This window comes from Brevibacterium sp. 'Marine', assembly GCF_012844365.1.
GTDB lineage: Bacteria > Actinomycetota > Actinomycetes > Actinomycetales > Brevibacteriaceae > Brevibacterium.
On record NZ_CP051626.1, the window covers coordinates 2,713,222 to 2,733,214 of the forward strand.

General features: G+C 65.4%; 18 protein-coding genes and 1 tRNA gene. 4 read left to right on the forward strand and 15 right to left on the reverse strand.

Annotated elements, in window-relative coordinates; translation table 11 throughout:
* The 6 genes from rpsP to smc all read right to left on the reverse strand — a co-directional run bounded on the left by rpsP (nucleotide 1) and on the right by smc (nucleotide 9,461).
* On the reverse strand, nucleotides 1-432 hold the full coding sequence (gene rpsP, locus HF684_RS12195; RefSeq protein WP_169252682.1) for a 30S ribosomal protein S16: 432 nt from the start codon (nucleotides 430-432) through the stop codon (nucleotides 1-3).
* 157 nt (nucleotides 433-589) lie between these two features.
* Nucleotides 590-2,203 (reverse strand): signal recognition particle protein, encoded by a 1,614-nt coding sequence (gene ffh, locus HF684_RS12200; RefSeq protein WP_169252683.1) that lies wholly within the window; start codon nucleotides 2,201-2,203, stop codon nucleotides 590-592.
* 387 nt (nucleotides 2,204-2,590) lie between these two features.
* Nucleotides 2,591-3,811 (reverse strand): ammonium transporter, encoded by a 1,221-nt coding sequence (locus HF684_RS12205; protein WP_169252684.1) that lies wholly within the window; start codon nucleotides 3,809-3,811, stop codon nucleotides 2,591-2,593.
* A 162-nt stretch (nucleotides 3,812-3,973) separates the two neighbouring features.
* Nucleotides 3,974-5,116, reverse strand: coding sequence for a signal recognition particle-docking protein FtsY (gene ftsY / locus HF684_RS12210; RefSeq protein ID WP_169252685.1), 1,143 nt, complete (start codon nucleotides 5,114-5,116; stop codon nucleotides 3,974-3,976).
* Nucleotides 5,117-5,275: 159 nt separating this feature from the next.
* Complete coding sequence (locus HF684_RS12215; RefSeq protein WP_025777325.1) at nucleotides 5,276-5,677, reverse strand: hypothetical protein; 402 nt, start codon at nucleotides 5,675-5,677, stop codon at nucleotides 5,276-5,278.
* A 238-nt stretch (nucleotides 5,678-5,915) separates the two neighbouring features.
* Nucleotides 5,916-9,461, reverse strand: a complete 3,546-nt coding sequence (gene smc / locus HF684_RS12220; protein WP_169252686.1) for a chromosome segregation protein SMC — start codon at nucleotides 9,459-9,461, stop codon at nucleotides 5,916-5,918.
* Nucleotides 9,462-9,548: 87 nt separating this feature from the next.
* On the opposite strand from smc, the gene HF684_RS12225 reads away from it, so the two are divergent.
* The 3 genes from HF684_RS12225 to HF684_RS12235 all read left to right on the forward strand — a co-directional run bounded on the left by HF684_RS12225 (nucleotide 9,549) and on the right by HF684_RS12235 (nucleotide 12,452).
* Nucleotides 9,549-9,621, forward strand: a tRNA-Asn gene (locus tag HF684_RS12225).
* Between the two features lie 139 nt (nucleotides 9,622-9,760).
* Complete coding sequence (locus tag HF684_RS12230) at nucleotides 9,761-11,584, forward strand: BCCT family transporter (protein ID WP_248278922.1); 1,824 nt, start codon at nucleotides 9,761-9,763, stop codon at nucleotides 11,582-11,584.
* 385 nt (nucleotides 11,585-11,969) lie between these two features.
* Nucleotides 11,970-12,452, forward strand: a complete 483-nt coding sequence (locus HF684_RS12235) for a hypothetical protein (protein WP_169252687.1) — start codon at nucleotides 11,970-11,972, stop codon at nucleotides 12,450-12,452.
* Nucleotides 12,453-12,692: 240 nt separating this feature from the next.
* Here the strand turns inward: HF684_RS12235 and HF684_RS12240 are convergent, their stop codons facing one another.
* The 9 genes from HF684_RS12240 to HF684_RS12280 form a co-directional block, all read right to left on the reverse strand.
* A complete protein-coding gene (locus HF684_RS12240; RefSeq protein WP_169252688.1) occupies nucleotides 12,693-13,088 on the reverse strand; it encodes a DoxX family protein in 396 nt (131 codons plus the stop codon).
* A gap of 286 nt (nucleotides 13,089-13,374) precedes the next feature.
* Entirely contained in the window at nucleotides 13,375-14,310 is a 936-nt protein-coding gene (mutM, locus tag HF684_RS12245) for a bifunctional DNA-formamidopyrimidine glycosylase/DNA-(apurinic or apyrimidinic site) lyase (protein ID WP_169252689.1), read from the reverse strand.
* Between the two features lie 60 nt (nucleotides 14,311-14,370).
* Nucleotides 14,371-15,075 carry a ribonuclease III gene (gene rnc, locus HF684_RS12250; protein WP_025777329.1) on the reverse strand — a complete coding sequence of 235 codons (705 nt, stop codon included), beginning with the start codon at nucleotides 15,073-15,075 and terminating at the stop codon, nucleotides 14,371-14,373.
* A gap of 4 nt (nucleotides 15,076-15,079) precedes the next feature.
* Complete coding sequence (gene rpmF / locus HF684_RS12255) at nucleotides 15,080-15,283, reverse strand: 50S ribosomal protein L32 (RefSeq protein ID WP_025777330.1); 204 nt, start codon at nucleotides 15,281-15,283, stop codon at nucleotides 15,080-15,082.
* Between the two features lie 2 nt (nucleotides 15,284-15,285).
* Nucleotides 15,286-15,849: a DUF177 domain-containing protein gene (locus HF684_RS12260; RefSeq protein WP_248278923.1), complete on the reverse strand. Its 564-nt coding sequence runs from the start codon at nucleotides 15,847-15,849 to the stop codon at nucleotides 15,286-15,288.
* A gap of 74 nt (nucleotides 15,850-15,923) precedes the next feature.
* Nucleotides 15,924-17,111, reverse strand: a complete 1,188-nt coding sequence (locus HF684_RS12265) for an MFS transporter (protein WP_169252690.1) — start codon at nucleotides 17,109-17,111, stop codon at nucleotides 15,924-15,926.
* A 3-nt stretch (nucleotides 17,112-17,114) separates the two neighbouring features.
* The gene (gene coaD, locus HF684_RS12270) at nucleotides 17,115-17,621 is read right to left on the reverse strand and encodes a pantetheine-phosphate adenylyltransferase (protein WP_169252691.1); all 507 of its coding nucleotides are present in this window, start codon (nucleotides 17,619-17,621) and stop codon (nucleotides 17,115-17,117) included.
* A 25-nt stretch (nucleotides 17,622-17,646) separates the two neighbouring features.
* The gene (locus tag HF684_RS12275; protein ID WP_169252692.1) at nucleotides 17,647-18,108 is read right to left on the reverse strand and encodes a hypothetical protein; all 462 of its coding nucleotides are present in this window, start codon (nucleotides 18,106-18,108) and stop codon (nucleotides 17,647-17,649) included.
* 116 nt (nucleotides 18,109-18,224) lie between these two features.
* Nucleotides 18,225-18,983 (reverse strand): GntR family transcriptional regulator, encoded by a 759-nt coding sequence (locus tag HF684_RS12280; protein WP_169252693.1) that lies wholly within the window; start codon nucleotides 18,981-18,983, stop codon nucleotides 18,225-18,227.
* Nucleotides 18,984-19,099: 116 nt separating this feature from the next.
* On the opposite strand from HF684_RS12280, the gene ehuB reads away from it, so the two are divergent.
* Nucleotides 19,100-19,978: an ectoine/hydroxyectoine ABC transporter substrate-binding protein EhuB gene (gene ehuB, locus HF684_RS12285; protein WP_169252694.1), complete on the forward strand. Its 879-nt coding sequence runs from the start codon at nucleotides 19,100-19,102 to the stop codon at nucleotides 19,976-19,978.
* Nucleotides 19,979-19,993 lie beyond the last annotated feature (15 nt).

The window sequence follows — 19,993 nt, forward strand, 5'->3', positions numbered from 1 at the left end:
TCAGGCTTCAGCGCTTTCTTCAGCGGCCTCAGCTGTTTCCTCGGCCGGAGCCTCGGCAACGTCAGCGGACTTGCCGCCCTTCTGCGTGATGGCTTCCTTGATCACCGATTCGGCGTTGGGGGCCACGTAGGCTTCCTTCTCCGGCTGCGGTTTGACGGTGTTGACCGCTTCACCCTCGCCCTTGAACTTCTGCCAGTCACCGGTGAGCTTGAGCAGAGCCTTGACCTGGTCGCTCGGCTGTGCGCCGACCGACAGCCAGTACTGTGCGCGCTCGGAATCGATCTCGATGACCGAAGGCTCACGGGTCGGGTGGTAGATGCCGATCTGCTCGATGGCCTTACCGTCACGACGAGTCTTCGAATCAGCGACGACGACGCGGTAGAAGGGTGCACGGATCTTGCCCATGCGGGTCAGACGAATTTTGACTGCCACTTTAGTGGTGTCTCCTTTTGTGTTCTGTGTGCACAGCTGTACCAGAAGAATCGTGGGGTTGATCTGCTGGAAGCCGCGGCTCGGACTATCACTTCGGCGCGGATGAGAGGGCCCGGACCGAGAGCAAAAGTACAAGAGTCAATTGTGCCAGAAGCCTCTACTTCTTGCCACCTGGGAAGATTCCCCCGAAGCCCTTGGGCAGGTTCGCCGGGTCGAATTCCTCATCGGCGCCGAGGTCGACTCCGCCGAAGGCCGAACCGACCGGGTCCTGGGTCTTGCCCGCCTTCTTATCGGCCAGCGCCTGCGCCTCCTGCGCACGCTTGGCCGGGTTGCCCGACTGACCGCCCTTGCGGCCCTTCTTCTTCCCTGCGGGCTTCTTCTTCTTTCCACCCGCGGCACCAGGCATTCCGCCCATTCCGGGCATCTGCGGCATACCGCCGCCACCGGGCATTCCGGGCATTCCGCCGCCGCCACGGGTCATCGACCGCATCATCTTCTGCGCCTGAGTGAAGCGCTCCATGAGCTGGTTGACCGCGGTGACCGTGGTGCCGGCGCCCTTGGCGATGCGGGCACGACGGGAGCCGTTGAGGATCTTCGGGTTGGAGCGCTCCTGCGGTGTCATCGATCTCACAATCGCTTCGACCCGGTCGACCTCACGCTCGTCGAAGTTCGCCAGCTGATCCTTGTACTGGCTCATGCCGGGCATCATGCCCAGCATCTTCTTCATCGAGCCCATCTTCTTCAGGCCCGCCATCTGCGTGAGGAAGTCGTTGAGGTCGAAGTCCTCGCCGGATTCGACCTTCTTCTTGAGCTTCTCGGTCTCTTTTTCGTCGAAGTTCTTCTCGGCCTGCTCGATGAGCGTCATGATGTCGCCCATATCGAGGATCCGGTCGGCCATCCGGTCCGGATGGAACTGTTCGAAGTCCTTCATCGATTCGCCGGTCGAGGCGAACATGATCGGCTTCCCGGTCACCTCGGCGACGGACAGCGCGGCACCACCGCGGGAGTCACCGTCGAGCTTCGAGAGCACGACGCCGGTGAAGTCGACGCCGTCGAGGAACGCCTCGGCGGTCTTCACCGCGTCCTGACCGATCATCGCGTCGATGACGAAGAGGACCTCGTCGGGGTTGACCGCGCTGCGGATGTCCGCGGCCTGGGCCATGAGCTCCTCGTCGATGCCGAGGCGGCCGGCCGTATCGACGATGACGACGTCGTGGAGTTTGGACTTCGCGACCTCGATCGAGTCGGTGGCGACCTGGATCGGATCGCCCACGCCGTTGCCCGGCTCCGGGGCATAGACCACGGCACCGGCACGTTCGCCGACGATCTGGAGCTGGTTGACGGCGTTGGGCCGCTGCAGGTCGGCGGCGACGAGCATGGGACGGTGGCCCTCGGACTTCAGCCAGTGGGCGAGCTTTCCGGCCAGGGTGGTCTTACCGGCACCCTGGAGGCCGGCGAGCATGATGACCGTCGGCGGACGCTTGGCGAAGTTGAGGCGACGGGTCTGCCCGCCGAGGATGCCGACGAGTTCGTCGTTGACGATCTTGACGACCTGTTGGCCGGGGTTGAGCGCGGCCGAGACCTCCTCGGACAGGGCGCGTTCGCGGATCCGGCCGGTGAAGGCACGCACGACAGGCAGGGCGACGTCGGCGTCGAGCAGGGCACGTCTGATCTCACGGATGGTGGCATCGACGTCGGCTTCGGACAGCCGGCCCTTCCCGCGCAGATTCTTGAAAGTCGCGGTGAGCCTGTCGGACAGAGAGTTAAACACGTACAAGCCTTCTTCACGATGGTTTGGTCGACTCTCTAGACTAGCAAGTCACCCGGGTCCGGCTGAAACCGCGGCCGCTGACAATTCCCCGAACCGGCCCCGCTTGCGGCCATCCCTCACCGTTCCCGCTGAATCGCCCCATTGCATCGGGGTGTTGTGGTGCCAACGGTGACAGATGCCGCAGCACCTGTAGGAGGTGCCACTACCGGTGACAGATGCCGACCCCGAGGCGGCCCTGCCGTCCGCGGGCGTGTGGACGGCCGAATGCCTCGGCTCAGGCGGTCTGCTTCCACCTGTGCCGAGGCATTCGCTGAGCACGACTTCGCACTCTCCCCCGCCGAGGCGGCCGGCGAGACCGACCGGCCCCCTGACGGGCGTCTGGGGTGTTCAGCGGAACGAATAGGCCTGTTCGGCATGTTCGAAGGCGTCGATTCCCTCGAGTTCCTCGCGGGGGTCGATCCGCAGACCCATCGTCGATCGCAGGACCAGCGAGATGGCCAGGGTGACGACTCCGGCGAAGACGACCGCGACAAGGCAGGCGAGCACCTGTGCGATGAGGAGTTCGAGACCGCCGCCGTAGAAGAGGCCGGCCGGCCCGTCCTCGTGTGGGAAGGCGAAGAAGCCGATCATCACGGTGCCGATGACTCCGGCGACGAGGTGGACGGCCACGACGTCGAGTGCATCGTCGTAGCGCAGACGGTTCTTCGCTTCGACGGCGAAGATCGCTCCCGCGCCGGCGGCGACGCCGATGAGGACGGCCGCGTAGGGGTCGACATTCGCACATGCCGGGGTGATCGCGACGAGTCCGGCGATGGCACCGGAGACGCTGCCGATGCTCGAGGGCCGCGAGGCCCGCATCCGTTCGATCATGATCCAGGTGATCATGCCGGCGGCCGGTGCGGCCAGCGTGTTGATCCAGATCAGGCCGCCCTGTTCGATCGTCGAGGCGGCACCGCCGTTGAAGCCGAACCAGCCGAACCACAGCAGGGCGGCTCCGAGCACGGTGATCGGGATGTTGTGCGGCTTGTGCGGGGTCGAGAACCGGGCCCGGCGGCCCATCACCACGACCAGGACCAGCGCGGAGATGCCGGCGTTGATGTGCACGACCGTGCCTCCGGCGAAGTCGATGGCGGGGCCGAACAGGCTGCCGATGGCACCGGATTCGGTGAGCAGTCCGTCGCCCCAGACCATGAAGGCCAGCGGGCAGTACACCAGGGTCACCCACGCGGCGGAGAAGACCAGCCAGGTCGAGAATTTCGCGCGGTCGGCGACGGCTCCGGCGATGAGGGCGATGGCGATCATCGCGAAGGTCGAACCGTAGCCGATCGAGATGAGCGATTCGGGCTCATTGGCCACGGCATCGGCCAGACCCAGTTGGGACAGCGGATCGCCGACGATCCCGGCGATGGAGTCCCCGGAGCTGAGCCCGTATCCGAAGAGGACCCAGACGAGGCCGCCGACGGCCATCGCGGAGAAGACCATCATCATCATGTTGATGGCGGAGGTGATTCGCGTCATTCCTCCGTAGAAGAAGGCCACACCGGGGGTCATGAGCAGAACCAGACCCGCGGCGACCATCATCCATACATTCACTGCATCGAGTTCCATGTCGTCTCTTATCTGTCTATGCCGGTTCCGGGTCGAACCGGGCAGACACAGTCTCCATGACGGATGTCACAGAGGTGAGTCGTTCATGTTTCCGATATGTGACAAGCCGGGTCTCACCCAGCAGATACAAGGGTGAGACCCGGCCGAGAAATGACGACGGAATCAGTCGAGCAGCGCGTCGACGAATCCTTCGGCGGTGAATGGTGCGAGGTCGTCGGCGCCTTCGCCGAGGCCGATGAGCTTGACCGGTACGCCGAGCTCACGCTGGACGGCGACGACGATTCCGCCCTTCGCGGTGCCGTCGAGCTTGGTGAGCACGATTCCGGTGATGTCGACCGCCTCGGCGAAGACCTTCGCCTGCTGCATGCCGTTCTGCCCGGTGGTCGCGTCGAGGACGAGGAGCACTTCGTCGATCTCGTGGCCCTCCCCCAGCGGGCGGGTGGCCACTCTCTTGACCTTGCCGAGCTCATCCATGAGTCCGCGTTTGTTCTGCAGACGCCCGGCGGTGTCGATGAGGACGACGTCGGTGCCGTCGGCCTGCCCCTTCTCGACGGCTGAGTACGCCACCGAGGCGGGGTCGGCCCCTTCGTCCCTGCGGACGGTTTCGACGCCGACGCGTTCGCCCCATGTGGCCAGCTGTTCGGCTGCGGCGGCACGGAAGGTGTCCGCGGCTCCGAGCAGCACGGACTTGTCCTCGGCGACGAGCACGCGGGCGATCTTGCCCACCGTCGTCGTCTTCCCCGCGCCGTTGACTCCGACGACGAGGATGACGGAGGGGTCGTCGCCCTTGCCGGTGTCGGCCAGCGACCGGTCCATCGTCGGGTCGACGAGTGTGATGAGCTCTTCGCGCAGCAGCCCGCGGACCTCTTCGGGATCCCGGGTGCCGAGCACCTTGACGCGCTCGCGCAGGCGATCGACGAGCTCGGTCGTCGGTTCGACGCCGACGTCAGCGAGGATGAGCGTGTCCTCGATCTCCTCCCAGGCGGACTCATCGAGGTTGTCGCGTGAGAGGAGGTTGAGCAGCCCACGGCCGAGACCGGAGTTCGACTTCGCCAGGCGCTCGCGCAGTCGGACGAGGCGGCTGGCAGGTTCGGTGGGAACCTCGGATCCGCGCGTTTCGGCTCTGTCCTTCTCGACCGCCTCGGCGACGTCATCGATGCTCAGCTCACCGGTGACCTCCGCATCGATGCCGCGCCGCTCATCCAGCCCCTTCTTCCGGGCGTTGACGCGCAGCGAGATGCCCAGCGCGACGACGAGAGCGAAGACGATCGCCGCGACGATGAGCAAGATGATCGGCTGATCCATGGTTCTTCCGTCCTCCTTTGAGCGCCGCCGTCAAGTCCGCCGGCACTCGAGTTCCCGGATTCTTCCGGTGGTGTCTGTGTGTTGTTGAGCGCGCCGGAATCAGTCGGCGCGGTCTCCGTTGTCGTCGGCCTCGAGCGCTCGAGACCGTGGGTGCGAAGGTCAGGACCCGCGGCTGCCGAAGAGCAGCCCGGCGGTGGTCTTCCACCCGGTTCCCGATTCGGGGATCTTCCAGTGGCGGGTGCGCGGGCGCACCGTGATGAGTGAGGGTGCGGCGTGGCGTCGGGGTTGGGGGCGCAGCACATAGGAGTGGTCGCGGATCGCGGTCACCGCCGCCTGCTCTCTCGTCGCCAGGTGCGAGGTGCCGTCGTCGTGGCCGAAGAACTCGTGGACTTCGTCGTCGTAGCCGGTCCACTCGGGCGGCAGGCGGAAACGCTGCACGTCGGAGGAGTACCGCAGGCGTCCTTCGGCGCGCAGGCCGGGCAGAGCCACGAGGAGGACGACGACGAGTGCCAGAGCGAAGGAGATCGCCAGTCCGACGATGACGACAAGTACCGAATTCATGCCCTCGAGCCACCTCGCAGCACAGCAGCCTCGGCCATGGACGTCTCGCTCCTCACGTTCTTCGATTACCTGTGTCTCGGCCCAAGTCTATAGTCCCCGGCGACGACAATTGTGCTCGCCCGCCGGAGCGCTGTTGCAAAATTCGCTGGGACTGTCCTGGACGTCACCGTCAAACGGCCTTGTGTCCTCACGGCGGGCCCGTCACCTCGGGCGCGGCGGGCAGACCGGGTGCCGTGGTTCACGGAATCCGCTGCGATATGACCTTCGACACTCCGTCGCCGTGCATCGTCACGCCGTAGAGGGCGTCGGCGATCTCCATGGTCCGCTTCTGGTGGGTGATGACGATGAGCTGCGAGGAGTCCTGGAGCTCCTTGAACACCGTGAGCAGCCGCGAGAGGTTGAGATCGTCGAGGGCCGCTTCGACTTCGTCCATGACGTAGAACGGGCTCGGCCGGGCCTTGAAGATCGCGACCAGCATGGCCACGGCGACCAGCGACCGCTCGCCGCCGGAGAGCAGAGACAGGCGTTTGACCTTCTTGCCGGCCGGGCGGGCGTGGACGTCGACGCCGGTGGTGAGCATATCGTTCGGATCGGTCAGGCTCAGTGCGCCCTCACCACCGGGGAAGAGACGGGAGAAGATGTCCTCGAACTCCCGCGCCGTGTCCGCATAGGCCTCGGCGAAGACGCGTTCGACGTGCCGGTCGACCTCCTCGACGAGCTGCATGAGGTCCTTGCGCGAGGATTCGATGTCCGCGATCTGCTTCTCGAGGAACTGATGCCGTTCCTTCAGCGCCTCGTACTCCTCGAGCGCGAGCGGATTGACCGTGCCGATGCGTTTGAGCTGGGAGGCCGCCTGCTTCTGCCGTTTCTCCACCTCGGCGCGCACATACGGACGATCCTCGACGTCCTCATCGAATGACGGGACGGGCAGATGCGGCCCGAATTCGTCGATGAGGCGGTCGATGCCCAACCCCGTCTCCTCTTCGGACCGGTGTGCGATCTCCTCGAGTCTCAGCCTGAATCGCTCCTTCGCCAGTTCCGCCTCGGCGGCGGCGTCCTTGAGCTTCTGCAGCTGGGTTCGCGTCGACCCCAATTCCTCGCCGAGGCGGCCCTTCTCTTCGCGCAGACCGCCGCGTTCGTCGACGAGGACCTGGATCGCCTCACCGAGTTCGGCCACCGTGGAGGTGGCCAGCTCGGCGGCGTCGGCCGCCGTCTCGGCGATGAGCTGCACCGAGGCGGCCGCGCGCTTCTTCTTCGCGATCGCGCGCTGCGTCTGCTCCCGCGCCGCTTCTTCGGCCTTCGCCGCTCGCAGGAGGGAGTCGACCCGGTCGCTGAGGAACCGGGCCCGGTCGGCAGCCGATCGGTGGCTGATGCGGGCTTCGACGAGGTCGTCCGAGGCCTGGGCGACCTGGGCGCTGAGTTCGTCCCGGGCAGCGGTGTCGACGACTTCGTCGACCTCGGCGGCGGACGCCAGTGCCGCCGCGGCCGACTGAGAGTCGCGTTCTGCGGCGGTCAGGCGGGCGTCGAGTTCGGTGGCGTTCTCCTGCGCGCGCTGCAGTCGAGTGCGGGCCACGCCGATCTCACCGGTGATGCGAGAGACCTCCTCGGCGGCGGCCATGATCTTCGCATCGGAGGAGTGGAGAGCGTCGAGCGCCGCGGCCGATTCCTCTCGCGCTGCGCTCAAGCGCGGTTCGAGTTCCTGCAGGGACGCGTCGAGCTTGCCTGCCCGGTCCTCGAGGTCGGTGATCTGGGACCGGGTGTCCTCGAGCGCGGTCTGTGAGGCCAGGCGTGTGCCCGAGGCGGTGCGGGCCCGGCTGATGCGGGTCGCGGTGAGCACTTCCCCGGCGACGGTGACGGCGGTGAGTTCCGGTCGGGATTCGGTCAGCTCGATTCCGGTGCGCGCGTCGGGGACGCAGACGACTCCGTGCAGGGCCCGCGCCACCAGAGTCCGCAGTTCGGGGACGTCACTGTCGACGACCTCGGAGAGCCAGCGCAGGTCGCCCAGGGCAGGCAGCTCCGGCAGCGCCTCGAGGGCACTTCCACCGCCCTTCCCGGTCGCTGATTCGACCCCGGCGGGGATCGTCAGTGACACGTTCGTGTCCTCGCCGAGGTGGTCGAGCACTGCCAGCGCCACGTCGCTGTCATCGACGATGACGCCGGAGACCGTGGTCGACAGCGCGGCGGCCGCGGCCATTTCGAAGCCGTGCTCGACGCTCAGCCGTTCGGTCACGGCGGTGCGCACCCCCGGCAGTTCGGCGTTGACGATGTCGTCGAGGTCGGCTTCCAAGGCGGTGCCCAGGGCCAGGGCCAGGGCCTCCGCACGGGCCTTCGCCGAGGACAGTTCGGACGCGACCTGCGCCCGTTGCTCCTGCAGGCCGGTGCGTTCGGTCTCCAACTTCTCGAGGCTCTCCTGCGCCGCCTCGTACGCGGAGTCGAGTTCGGTCTCACCGGCCTCGACGTCCTCGACTCCGGTCTCCGCGGTTTCGAGGTCCCTGCTGCGCTCGGCGATGCGGTCGGTGACGGTGTCGATCTCTGCACGGTTGGCTTCGATCCGGGACTTGAGGTCGGTGATCCGCTCGGCCGCCTGGGTCTGCTTCGACTGCAGGGCGGAGCGGTTCTTCACCGCTTCAGTGATGGCGATCTGTGCGGCCTTGACCTCGTCTTCGGCGCTGCGCAGCGCCTGGGTGAGCTCGTCCTTCCGCTGCTGGCTGGCCTCGAGCGCAGTCGCCCTCTCGGTCACGGCCTCTTCGGCCTCTGTGAGTTCGGAACGGTTGCGTTCGGCCTGGGCGCGCAGCTCTTCGGGTGACTTCGCTTCCCTCTGCCCCAAGCTAGTGACTTCCGAGAGCAGGTGGGAGCGTTTGTCCTCGGCACGTCGGCTCAGTCCCTGGGCGCGCACGACTTGTGTCTGTGTCCGCGATTCGGCGGTGCGTTGGACGTCGAGTTCGGAGTCGAGTTCGGACAGACGGGCTTCGATCTCCGATAGGCGCGCCTCGGTGCGGGTGCGGCGGTGGTCGAGTTCGGTGATGCGGTCGCTGTGGTCTTCGCCCTCGCTCGTCGAGGCCAGGGAGGACTGCATCCGCACGGCATCGTCGGCGAGCAGCCTGGCCGTGGCGTCACGCAGGGTCGCCTGGACGGTCGCGGCCTTCGCGGCGGCTTCGGCCTGCCGCCCCAGGGGTCCCAACTGCCGGTTGAGTTCGGTGCGCAGATCGGTGAGCCGGTCGAGGTTCGTCTGCAGTCCGGTGAGTTTGCGGACCGCTTTGTCCTTGCGGCGTCGGTGCTTGAGCACCCCGGCCGCCTCTTCGATGAAGCTGCGGCGCTCGAGCGGGTCGGCGTGGAGGATCGCATCGAGGCGGCCCTGACCGACGATGACGTGCATCTCCTTGCCCAGGCCGGAGTCGTTGAGCAGCTCTTGGATGTCGAGCAGCCTGGCCGGGGCACCGTTGACGGCGTATTCGGATCCGCCGGTGCGGAACAGGGTCCGCGAGATGGTCACCTCGGTGTAGTCGACGGGGATGGCTCCGTCGGTGTTGTCGATGGTCAGAGTCACCTCGGCGCGTCCCAGGGCCTGGCGTTTCGAGGTTCCGGCGAAGATGACGTCGTCCATCTTTCCGCCGCGCAGATTCTTCGCACCCTGCTCGCCCATCACCCAGGACAGGGCGTCGACGACGTTGGATTTGCCCGAGCCGTTGGGTCCGACGACGCAGGTGATTCCCGGCTCGAATCGGAGGGTCGTCGCCGAGGCGAAGGACTTGAATCCCCGCAGTGTCAGGCTTTTGAGATGCATATTGGCACCCAGCATATCCGCAGGCGGCGGCGAGATCCCGAATCTTTTGGTAGAGTTTCTCCTCGTGCGTGGACGACTGCGCATTTTTCCTCCGTAGCTCAGTTGGCAGAGCATTCGACTGTTAATCGAAGGGTCGCTGGTTCGAGCCCAGCCGGGGGAGCTGGGAAAGGCCCTGTCGTGACCGACAGGGCCTTTGCTTGTACCACTTGTCCGATGCAGTCCCGTCAAGGAAGGAACGCCGAGGCGGTGGCCCGTCCTCCACTGCTCCACCGAGGGCCTGCTCCGATCGGCTCATCACTATGAGCAGTGAACACTCAAAGACTCAAGAGCTCATCGAGCATCTGAAGAATCCGACGACCGCGCTCCGCCCTTTCAAACGTGAGGGCCTGGACAGGGTGGTCTTCTTCGCGGCCGGCATCCTCGCCGTCGCATTCGTCATCTGGGGCTTCGTCTCCCCCGAAAGCCTCGGCAATGTGGCGGGCACGCTGCTGACGGGCGTGATGGACAACTTCGGATGGCTCTTCGTCATCGCCGCCACGATCTTCACGATCTTCGTCATCGTCGTCGCGCTCAAGCGCTTCGGCCGGATCCCGTTGGGCCGCGACGATGAGAAGCCGGAGTTCAAGACCTCCTCGTGGATAGCGATGATGTTCGCCACGGGCATGGGCATCGGCCTCGTGTTCTCCGCGGTCGGCGAACCCCTGTTCTTCTACATGTCCCCTCCCCCGAACACCGTCGACGGCTCCACTCCTGAGGCGATGGGCACGTCCATGGGCACGACGCTGTTCCACTGGACCCTCTACCCGTGGGCGATGTACGCCATCGTCGGTCTCGGCGTGGCCTACGGTTCGTTCCGTCTGGGACGCTCACAGCTGTTCTCTTCGATGTTCACCCCGCTGTTCGGCGAACGCGCAGTCAACGGAATCGGCGGCAAGGTCATCAACATCCTTGCGATCCTCGCGACTCTGTTCGGCTCGGCCTGCTCGCTGGGTCTGGGCGCCATCCAGATCGGCGGCGGCATCGAGTCGGCGGGCATCATGTCCGAGGTCTCCTCCCCGGTGCTCGTCATCATCATCGCAATTCTCACCGCTGCATTCGTCGTCTCCGCGGTCTCGGGTGTGGAGAAGGGCATCCAGTGGCTGTCGAACATCAACATGGTGCTCGCGGTCATCGTCGCCCTCATCGTCTTCATCGGCGGACCGACGCTGTTCATCCTCAACGTCGTCCCCTCCTCGGTGGGTTCGTTCATCCAGGATCTGCCCCAGTTGGCGTCCCGGACCGCCGCCGAAGGTCAGGGTGTCAACGAGTGGCTGTCGTCGTGGACGGTCTTCTACTGGGCCTGGTGGGTGTCATGGTCGCCCTTCGTCGGCCTGTTCATCGCCCGCATCTCCCGCGGACGCACCGTTCGTCAGTTCGTCACCGGTGTGCTCATCGTTCCCTCGGTCGTCTCGACCATCTGGTTCGCGATCTTCGGTGGGGGCGCCATCGGCATCCAGGAACGCGCCGAGCGCGGCGAAAGCACGGTCAAGGCGCTGGCGACGGTCGTCGACGGCGAACCGGACATCAACATGGACACGATCCTGTTCGACCTCCTCGGCGCTCTGCCGCTGCCGAACCTCATCGCGATCATCCTCATGATCGTCACGGTCCTCCTCATTGCGATCTTCTTCGTCACCGGCGCGGACTCCGCGTCGATCGTCATGGGCACCCTGTCGGCCAACGGCATGCAGGAGCCGGGCAAGGGCCTCGTCATCTTCTGGGGCACCGCGACAGGTGCCGTCGCTGCGGTCATGCTCTTGGCGGGCGGCAACGATCCCGCCGAGGCACTCGACGGACTGAAGAACATCACGATCGTCTCCGCCCTGCCGTTCGTCATCGTCATGCTGCTGCTGTGCGTGGCGGTCTGGAAGGACCTGTCGAAGGATCCGCTCATCATCCAGGAGCAGCTGGCCGCGCACGTGCTCGAGACCTCTGTGGCCACCGCGGTCGACGCGTACGACGGCGAGATCTTCGGACTCGAGACCTCGGAACTCCAGGTCGAGGACGAGGATGAGGATGCCGCCGGCGATTCGCGTGTTGACTCCAGCACCGAGTCGGCGGACAAGTCCACCACCAACAGCTGACACCCCCAATTGCTACCTGACGGCGCCCCAGCAACCTGGCGCCAGGTTGCTGGGGCGCCGTCAGGTAGTTTGGAGGGGAGGAAGTTGCCGTATTCTCGTCGCCGAGGTGCGCGCCGGGTACGCACCGCCATCTCCGCGGCCGGCCAGAGGCATCCGTCACCGTTCGCGCCCAATCACCGCGTTGCATCGGTGCGATTTGCCGCGAACGGTGACGGATGCGCTCGCAGCTGTAGGACATGAGACCGTCGGTGCCCGATGCTTCCGGGAAGACAAACGCCTCCTGGTCGACAGATTCGCGCCCCAGCCGGATAGGATATCGAATCGTGACGACATCGACGCTGCAGATTGCCCGCCATGACCCGAGCGAAGGGCGAAGCCTGATCAGATGAAAGTTGTCATCAGACGCGAGGGCAACATCTCGAAGTTCATCGGCTGGATGCTCGTCGTGATGGCCATTCTCGCGTTCATCACGGTAATCATCCTGGCGATCTTCGCCGAACCGGCACTTCTCCTCTTCCTCTTCGGCCCGGTCATCCTGCTCATCGGCGCCTGGGTGAACTTCCACTTGGGTGCTCGTGCCCGACTCGAGATCACACCTGAGGAGTTCATCTGGTGCGGATTCACCGGCAGACCCCGCCGGATTGCCTGGCGGGATCTCGACCGCATTCTCATCCCCGCGCCAGGGTCTCGTCCTCGGCTGGCAGCGGCCGCGCGGCTCAGAAACGGTCGGATCGTCGAGGTCGACTCGCTGTGGTTGTCTCCGACGAACCCTGCGAACATACTCACCCCGCCCGACCACTGCGAGGCGCAGAGAGCTCTCATCGACGGCCACAAGGCGTATCTCGCGAGGACGCCCTGGGCTCCATAGCGGGACAGCGTCCTGCCGAAGCCGACGATACCTGGTCCGTGTTCGTCGAGTTCATCCTCTTCGTGGCGCGCTGCCGCGGAGAGGCACTCGACGAGATCGATGATCGGTGCCAAGAACTCGAGGCACCGTCCGTGCGCTGCGCGTCTCTATGCGATGCTCGGCGACATCCTCAACGAACAGGGCACCATCGCATCCGAACGGCCGACACATTCGTCCTGAGCCGGCCGAATCCCGTCGCTGTCACATCCCGAACAGTGCCGGAATGGCGATCGGTCCGGCACCGAATGCAGTGATGACGGCAGCCAGCACCAACAGGAGCAGGTCGTATTCGGGACCACCCGCCGAGGCCCAGTACTTCGAGTGCCATTTGAAGACGTGCAGGCTCGTCGTGATGAGCATGAGCACGACCACGCCGAGACCGGCCCATTGAGCGAGGACGCCGGTGGCGAATGAGACTGCGGCGGCGAGCTCGGCGATGGCGACGAACCATGCGGTCGGAACGTTGAGCCCATCCGCCTCGGCGAACCGCGGAATATCCTTGGCCTTGACCATGAACTCGCGGACGAAAGCCACGGTCAGAACCGCCCTGACGAGCAGGAGTACGATCCCTGCAACGATCGTTGGAACCGTGAACATGAGCATTCCTCTCCGCCTGAGCACCGAGGTGGCGACTTCTCGCCCGAGTCTACGCTTCACTGCGTTGAAGCCGGAGGTCTCGACAGCCTCTCCTGCCCGGCATCCATCACCCTGAGTTTCATTGCACCGCGCTGCAGCGGTGCATAATGCCCCTGCCGGTGACCGATGGACCGTTGCCTGTAGGACTTGCGGCGAAGGCGAGGGACTGCGAGCAACGGTGCGGGATGCTCTCGGCAGCTGGGGTGCAGCGCGCCGGAGACACGGAGGCCGGGCCACCCCAGCGTCCTCACCGCAGACGGTACCGTGGGGCCTTCTGGCACACGGGGCAGTAGTGGGTTCCGCGCCCGCCGACGGTGATCTTGACGATCTCGGTCCCGCAGCGCACACATTCCTGTCCGCCGCGCCCGTAGACGAGCAGAGCCCGATCGAAATACCCGGATTCGCCGTTGACGTTGACGTAGAGAGCGTCGAAGCTCGTCCCGCCCACGGCCAGGGCGTCGCTCATCACTTTCGTTGCGGATTCGAGGACCGCGGTCAGGCGGCTCTTCCGTGTCCGTGTCGGCACCGCCAAGGGGTGGACCCCCGCCCGGAACAGCGCCTCGTCGGCGTAGATGTTTCCGATCCCGCTGACCACCGTCTGGTCGAGCAGCGCGGCCTTGATCGCCGTGCGCTTCTTCTTAAGCTCCGCCACGACCCGTTCCGGATCGAACGCGGGTTCGAGCGGATCGGGGGCGATATGGATCGCCGAGGCGGGGACGAGGCGCCCGTACCCGTGGACGAGAGGTTGGACGCCGATATGGCCGAAGATCCGTTGGTCGACGAAGCGCAGTTCGCGGTCGCTGTCGAGGTGCAGAACCGCGCGCGTGTGCCGGTGGAGCTCCTCGCCGGGCGAATGGACGCGCAGCTGGCCGCTCATGCCCAGATGCACGAGGATGCCGAGCTCGGGCCTCGGCGGCGAGCAGGCCCCCGAGCCCGGCTCAGAGGCAAGCACAGTCCCCTCCCCCAGGCTCAGCCACATGAACTTCCCGCGCCGTTCGGCCTTGAGGATGTGCGCCCCGGTCACGGCCGAAACGAACCCGGAGACCGCGGACGGATCGATGCGCCGCTGGGACGTCGTGCCCAGAATTCGGGGGTCGGCCACCTCGGCGCCGGTGATCGTGGTTCCGGCCGTCCATTCGTCGACGCCGCGACGGACGCTTTCGACCTCGGGAAGCTCAGGCATCAGATGGCTGCCCCAGCAGAGCGCGAAGACCCGAGAAAGACCTCACGTACACGGTGAGTCTCAGCGCCGGTAGTCCGGGTAGATGGTGCGGATGGCTTTGACGGCCACCTCGGCGGCCGCGGCTTCGGCGGCCTTCTTCGAGGATCCGTCGCCGGCGCCCCAGTTGTTCGCCCCGAGCATCGCGGTGGCGGTGAAGACCATCGCATGGTCGGGCCCGGCCGAGGTGATCTCGTAGCTCACCGCACCGAGATCGAGGTCGGCAGCCGCTTCCTGCAGGGTGGTCTTGAAATCCATCCCCGCGCCGAGGTTGACCGCGTCGTCGAGCATTCCGTCGATGAGTCGGTGGACGAAGGCGAATGCCTCTTCGCGTCCGCGGGAGACGAAGGTCGCGCCGATGAGGGCCTCGACCGTGTCGGCGAGGATCGAGTCCTTGTTCCGGCCTCCGGTCAGCTCCTCACCCTTGCCCAAAAGAATGTGCTCGCCGATGCCGTGTCGGCGGGCGATCGATGCCAGGGCGCGCGTGTTGACGACGGCCGAACGCATCTTGGCCAGCTGGCCTTCGGGCAGGTCCGGGTTGTCGTAGAACAGCGACTCGGTGGCGACGAGGCCCAGAACGGAGTCGCCGAGGAACTCGAGGCGCTCGTTGGTGGGGATGCCACCGGCCTCGAAGGCGAAGGAGCGGTGCGTGAGCGCGAGACGAAAAGTCTCGGGATCAATATCGATCCCGAGACTCTTCTTCAGTGCTGCTGTGGTGTCAGTGTCCACAGTCTCAGACGTCAGCGACCTTGCGGCCCTTGTACTCGAGGTACAGCGGGGTGCCGGCTGCGTCTTCGACGACCTTGGCCTGGTGGGGGCGCGAGTACACAACGCGACCGTTCTCCACAGTCTTGACCAGGTTCGGAGCCTTGGCCTTCCACTGCGAACGACGGTGGCGGGTGTTGCTGCGCGACAATTTACGCTTCGGAACAGCCACGTCTAGCTCTCTTTCTTCTCTTCCAACAGATTCTTCAATGATGCGAACGGCGATTCGGATTCGTCCTCGTCCACCTCGAGGTCCTCCCCCAGGGTGTAGCTGAACTCCTCGCTCTCATCCCGCGAGGGATTGAACGGCAGAGCCATCACGACGGCGTCTCTGATCGCGGGCTCGAGGTCGAGCTGATCCCGGTCGATGACGTAGGAGTCTTCGTCCCCTTCGGCCTGCTCATAGACGTACATCTCCTGGATGTCCACATCTATAGGCAGCTCGATGGGTTCGAGCGTCCTCGCGTCTTCGCCGCGGGCCGTCGCCGAGACTGTGCCCGACACGTAGATTCCCTCCGACACACTCTCGAACATCAGCTCGAGCGTCAGTGGTGAACCTTCCGCAACCCCGATCACTTCGATCTTGAGATCCGCTGGAGCCGACAAGGTGGTGTTCACCCGTTCCCACTCACCCGGATGACCGAGCAATCCCATGGATCTGAGATCATAGACGAATTCAGATCTGTCCTTCATGCCCTGTCCTCCTGGTGCGTTTGAGGATGTCGCTCCTGCGTTCACACGCGACTCACCATTCTAATCATTGTCAGCGGTCATTACCAATCGGTCTTCATCGGCCGTGCAGGTGTTCCTCGTCACCATCGTTCGTGATGATTGCGCCAGGTCACTGCCCCGGCGATGAGGAGCAGCGCTCCGGACATCGTGAACACGATCCCGGAGCCGGCGACGATCGTCAGCGCCGAGGCGGCCGAGGGGATCGCGACCTGGCTGAGTCGGTTGCCCGCCAGGCGGATCGAGAGCACCGCGGCCCGATTCTTCGCATCGGCCAGCGCGGACACCCACGACATGGTCAGCGGCTGGGTGAGCCCGAAGCAGAATCCCGCGACCGCGAGCAGCACCCCGAGCGTCCACGGTTGGCTGAACACGGGGATGAGGACGACGCTGATGCCGGCTATCGCCGAGGCGGTCCACAGCAGAGACAGGTCCCGCCACCTGGCCGTGAGGCTTCCGATGAAGAGCCGTGAGACCACCGAGGCCAGGGTGCGCAGGGCGAGCAGCCAGGTCACCGTGGTCACGGACAGTCCGTTCTGCTGCCCGATGAGCGGCAGGTAGGCGGTCATCAGATCGACGGCGGCGAGCGTGGCCATGGACGCGAAGATCGCCGGTTTCATCCCCCGGATCGACAGGAGCGCCCACGGCGTCTGCGCCCCTTCGGCCGCCTCGGCGCGGGAGACGTGCGGAGTCCTGCCGCGGAGCATGACGATGACGGCGGCGATGAGGGTGAGCGCGGAGACCGCGGTCATGAACCACAGGGCGTTCGTGATGTGTGCCTGCCCGGAGGTCGCGTCGGCGACCATTCCCGCCAGGGGCAGTCCGATGGTCTGCCCGATCGAGACGCCGAGGGTGAGGTGGCCGAACTTCGATGTCATCTGGGCCGCCGGGAAACTCTGCGGGATGAGCGCTTGGGAGGCGACCGTGGTCAGCAGCTGTCCGACGCCGAGGCTCATCGTGGCGACCAGCAGCACGCCGAGGTTGGGGGCCATGGCCGCGAGCGCGACGGGCAGGACGGACAGCACGGTTCCCGTCCACAGCACCGCGGTGGCGTAGCCCCGATCGACGAGGCGGCCGATGAAGAGGGCGGTGAGCAGTGGGACGAGCGAGTACACGGCCGTCATCAGACCGAGGACGAACCCCGTTCCGCCGAGTTCGAGGGTGCGGTAGGAGATGAGGACGCGGACGCCGTTGTAGGTGGCGTGCGCGAGCACGGTATGGATGACGAGGCCGGGAAACCACGCCCGGTTGGCTGGAGTCGCCGCGCCCATCCCTCAGCGAGCGCCGTCGCCGGGAATGTCTCCCCGCAGGGCGTCGAGCACCGAGGTGGGGACGAGGCCTTCGATGTCCCCGCCGCCTCCGTGGACTTCCTTGATGAGTGAGGAGGAGACGTGTTCGAACTTCGGGTCGCCGGGGACGAAGATCGTCTCGAGCTCGGACAGGTGTTTGTTCATCAGCGCCATCGGCAGTTCGTAGGCGAAGTCGGTGCCCGAGCGCAGGCCTTTGACGACGGCGGGGGCGCCGATTCTCGTGCAGTAGTCGACGAGGAGGCCTCCGGAGACGAGATCGATCGTGATGTTCTGTGCGCCCTGAGTGCGTTCGTCCTCGGTCAGGGATCGACGGATGAGGTCCGCGCGGACCTCCGGGTCGAAGCGACCGGACTTCGAAGGATTGTGGACGACCGCAACGACGACCTCTTCGAACATCCGAGAGCTGCGGGCGATGATATCGAGATGACCCATGGTGATCGGGTCATAGGAACCGGGGCAGACGACCTTCATGCCCTCATCGTATCGTCTGCCCCGATCAGGCGCGTGTGGTCTCGGGGTGTGAGCGCTCGAGCCGAACGGCCCTGCGCGCCCGCACCACAGTGCAGACCACTGCGACGAGGACCGAGGCGACGATGAAGATCCCCGAGTGAGCCAACTGGATCGCGACTACCGTACCGGTCGGAGTGCCGCTGAAGAGCGCACCGTTGACTGCAGAGTAGATCAGAGTCAGGACCACTGCGATCGCACTGACTGCCACGAACCACCAGAACTGTCGCGCCGCCCGCGACTCGTCGCGGGTCTTCGTCGGCACAAGCAGCACGATGACCAGCGCCAGGGTGAAGGCGATGATGTAGATGATGCCGAACCAGACCATGATCACCGCCCACGCGACCATGACGAAACACGCGCCCAGGAGTCCGATCACAATGCCTGCGACGGTGATGAGCCAGGCCCTTGTGGCAAAGGACCAGTAACTCGAACTCGTTCGCGCAGTCACGGGCACCTCCGTCCGGAATGAAGCAACGTTGCCTGTTTCTACGGTACGCCATATCCGGACGTGAGGACTCGGCCGCCTTTGCGCAGAACCCCGGAGCCGCCTGCGGAAGTGATGGCCTACTGCGTCCGCTCGCGCAGTCGCAGCCACTGGTCGTCGGCGGGCGACTCATCGTCGTGGCCTCTGACGAGCCGAGCGTCGAAACCGTCACCGGGCCCGTGCAGTCGGGAGGCGGCCTCGGCCATGATCCGCGCGACGATGGCCAGGGAACGGGGCTCGTCACCGGCGGCGACCGCCTCGGCGAGTTTGCGGTGGCTGTCGCCGAGATCGCACCGGACCTCGTAGCCGCGCTTATCGGACAGCGACAGCAGCCGGGTGTGGACCATCGAGACCTTCATGAGGTCGGTCAGCCGCGCCGATCCGGAGCACGCGACGATCGAATGGTGGAAGTTGAGGTCGGCGTCGCCGATCGTGCGCGCGACGTTGTCCTCGATGGCGTGCTCGAGCTCTCGCAGCGCCGTACCGATCCGTGACGTGGACCGACCCTGCCTGATGACGAGCTTGACCGCCTGCGATTCGATGGCCTCGCGCACGGCATAGACATCGTCGATATCGGCGGTGCGCATCCGCCTCACATGTACACCTCGCCCCGGAGCATGGGTCATCACGCCTTCGCTGATGAGTCGCTGCAGGGCCTCCCGCAGAGACGGCCGTGACACCTCGAGCAGCTCGGCCGTGCGCACTTCGTTGATCGACTGACCGGGCTCGAGCGACCCGGAGTAGATGGCGTTGCGGATCTGGTCGACGATGAGGTCGATCGTCGAGGCCCGGACCACTTTGCGCAGCACCGGCAGCTCGGAAGTAGGAGAATTCGTCACGGTCACGATCATATAACGTTGTCAGACAGTGTGACATTCGGACAACATGAGTATTGAATACTGTTCCAGAGACGCACGTCACGTTGATGTGTCGACGTTCAAGGAAGGAACAGCATATGAAACTCAAAGGACTGGCCGCCGCGACTTCGATCCTCGCGCTGACGCTCACACTGGGTGCCTGCGGCGGAAGCGACTCGGACAAGTCGACTCTGCAGAAGGCCATCGACGACGGAAAGATCACTGTCGGCTTCGCCGGTGAGGCCCCATACAGCTTCGAAGAGGGCGGTGAGCTCCAGGGCGCCTCCGTCTCCCTGGCGAAGGCCGTGTTCAAGGAGCTCGGCGTCGACGACGTCGAAGGCGTCAACACCGAATTCGGATCCCTCATCCCCGGTCTCAACGCCGATCGCTTCGACGCGATCTCGGCCGGTATGTCGATCCTGCCCGACCGCTGCGAGCAGGCCGCCTTCGGCGATCCCGAGTTCATGTACACCACCGCCCTCATGACCAAGGAGGGCAAGCTCGACGGCATGAAGAACCTCGACGACGTCAAGGACAAAGGCGTCAAGCTCGCCACCATGACCGGCGCCATCGAGTCCGACTATGCGAAAGACCTCGGCATCAAGACCCAGCAGGTCGGCACCCCGCAGGACGGCATGGACGCAGTGACCACCGGTCGCGCCGACGTCTTTGCGCTGACCGCCATCTCGCTCAACTGGATGGCGAAGAACAACGCCGATGCCGGTGTCGAAGTCAGCGAATCCTTCGTCCAGGAGATCGACGGGGTCCCGCAGGTCGGTGCCGGCGCCACAGTCTTCCGCACCGATGACGACGAACTCCGCGACGAGTGGAACAAGGGGCTGGACAAGATCATCTCCGACGAGGACGCCTACCTCGACGCTGTCGGCGACTACGGGTTCACGGCCGAGGAGCGCCCCGACGGTTCGATCACGACCGATCAGCTGTGCAAGGGCGAACTTCCCACCGCTGACTCCTGAGTCGGCACCTACTCC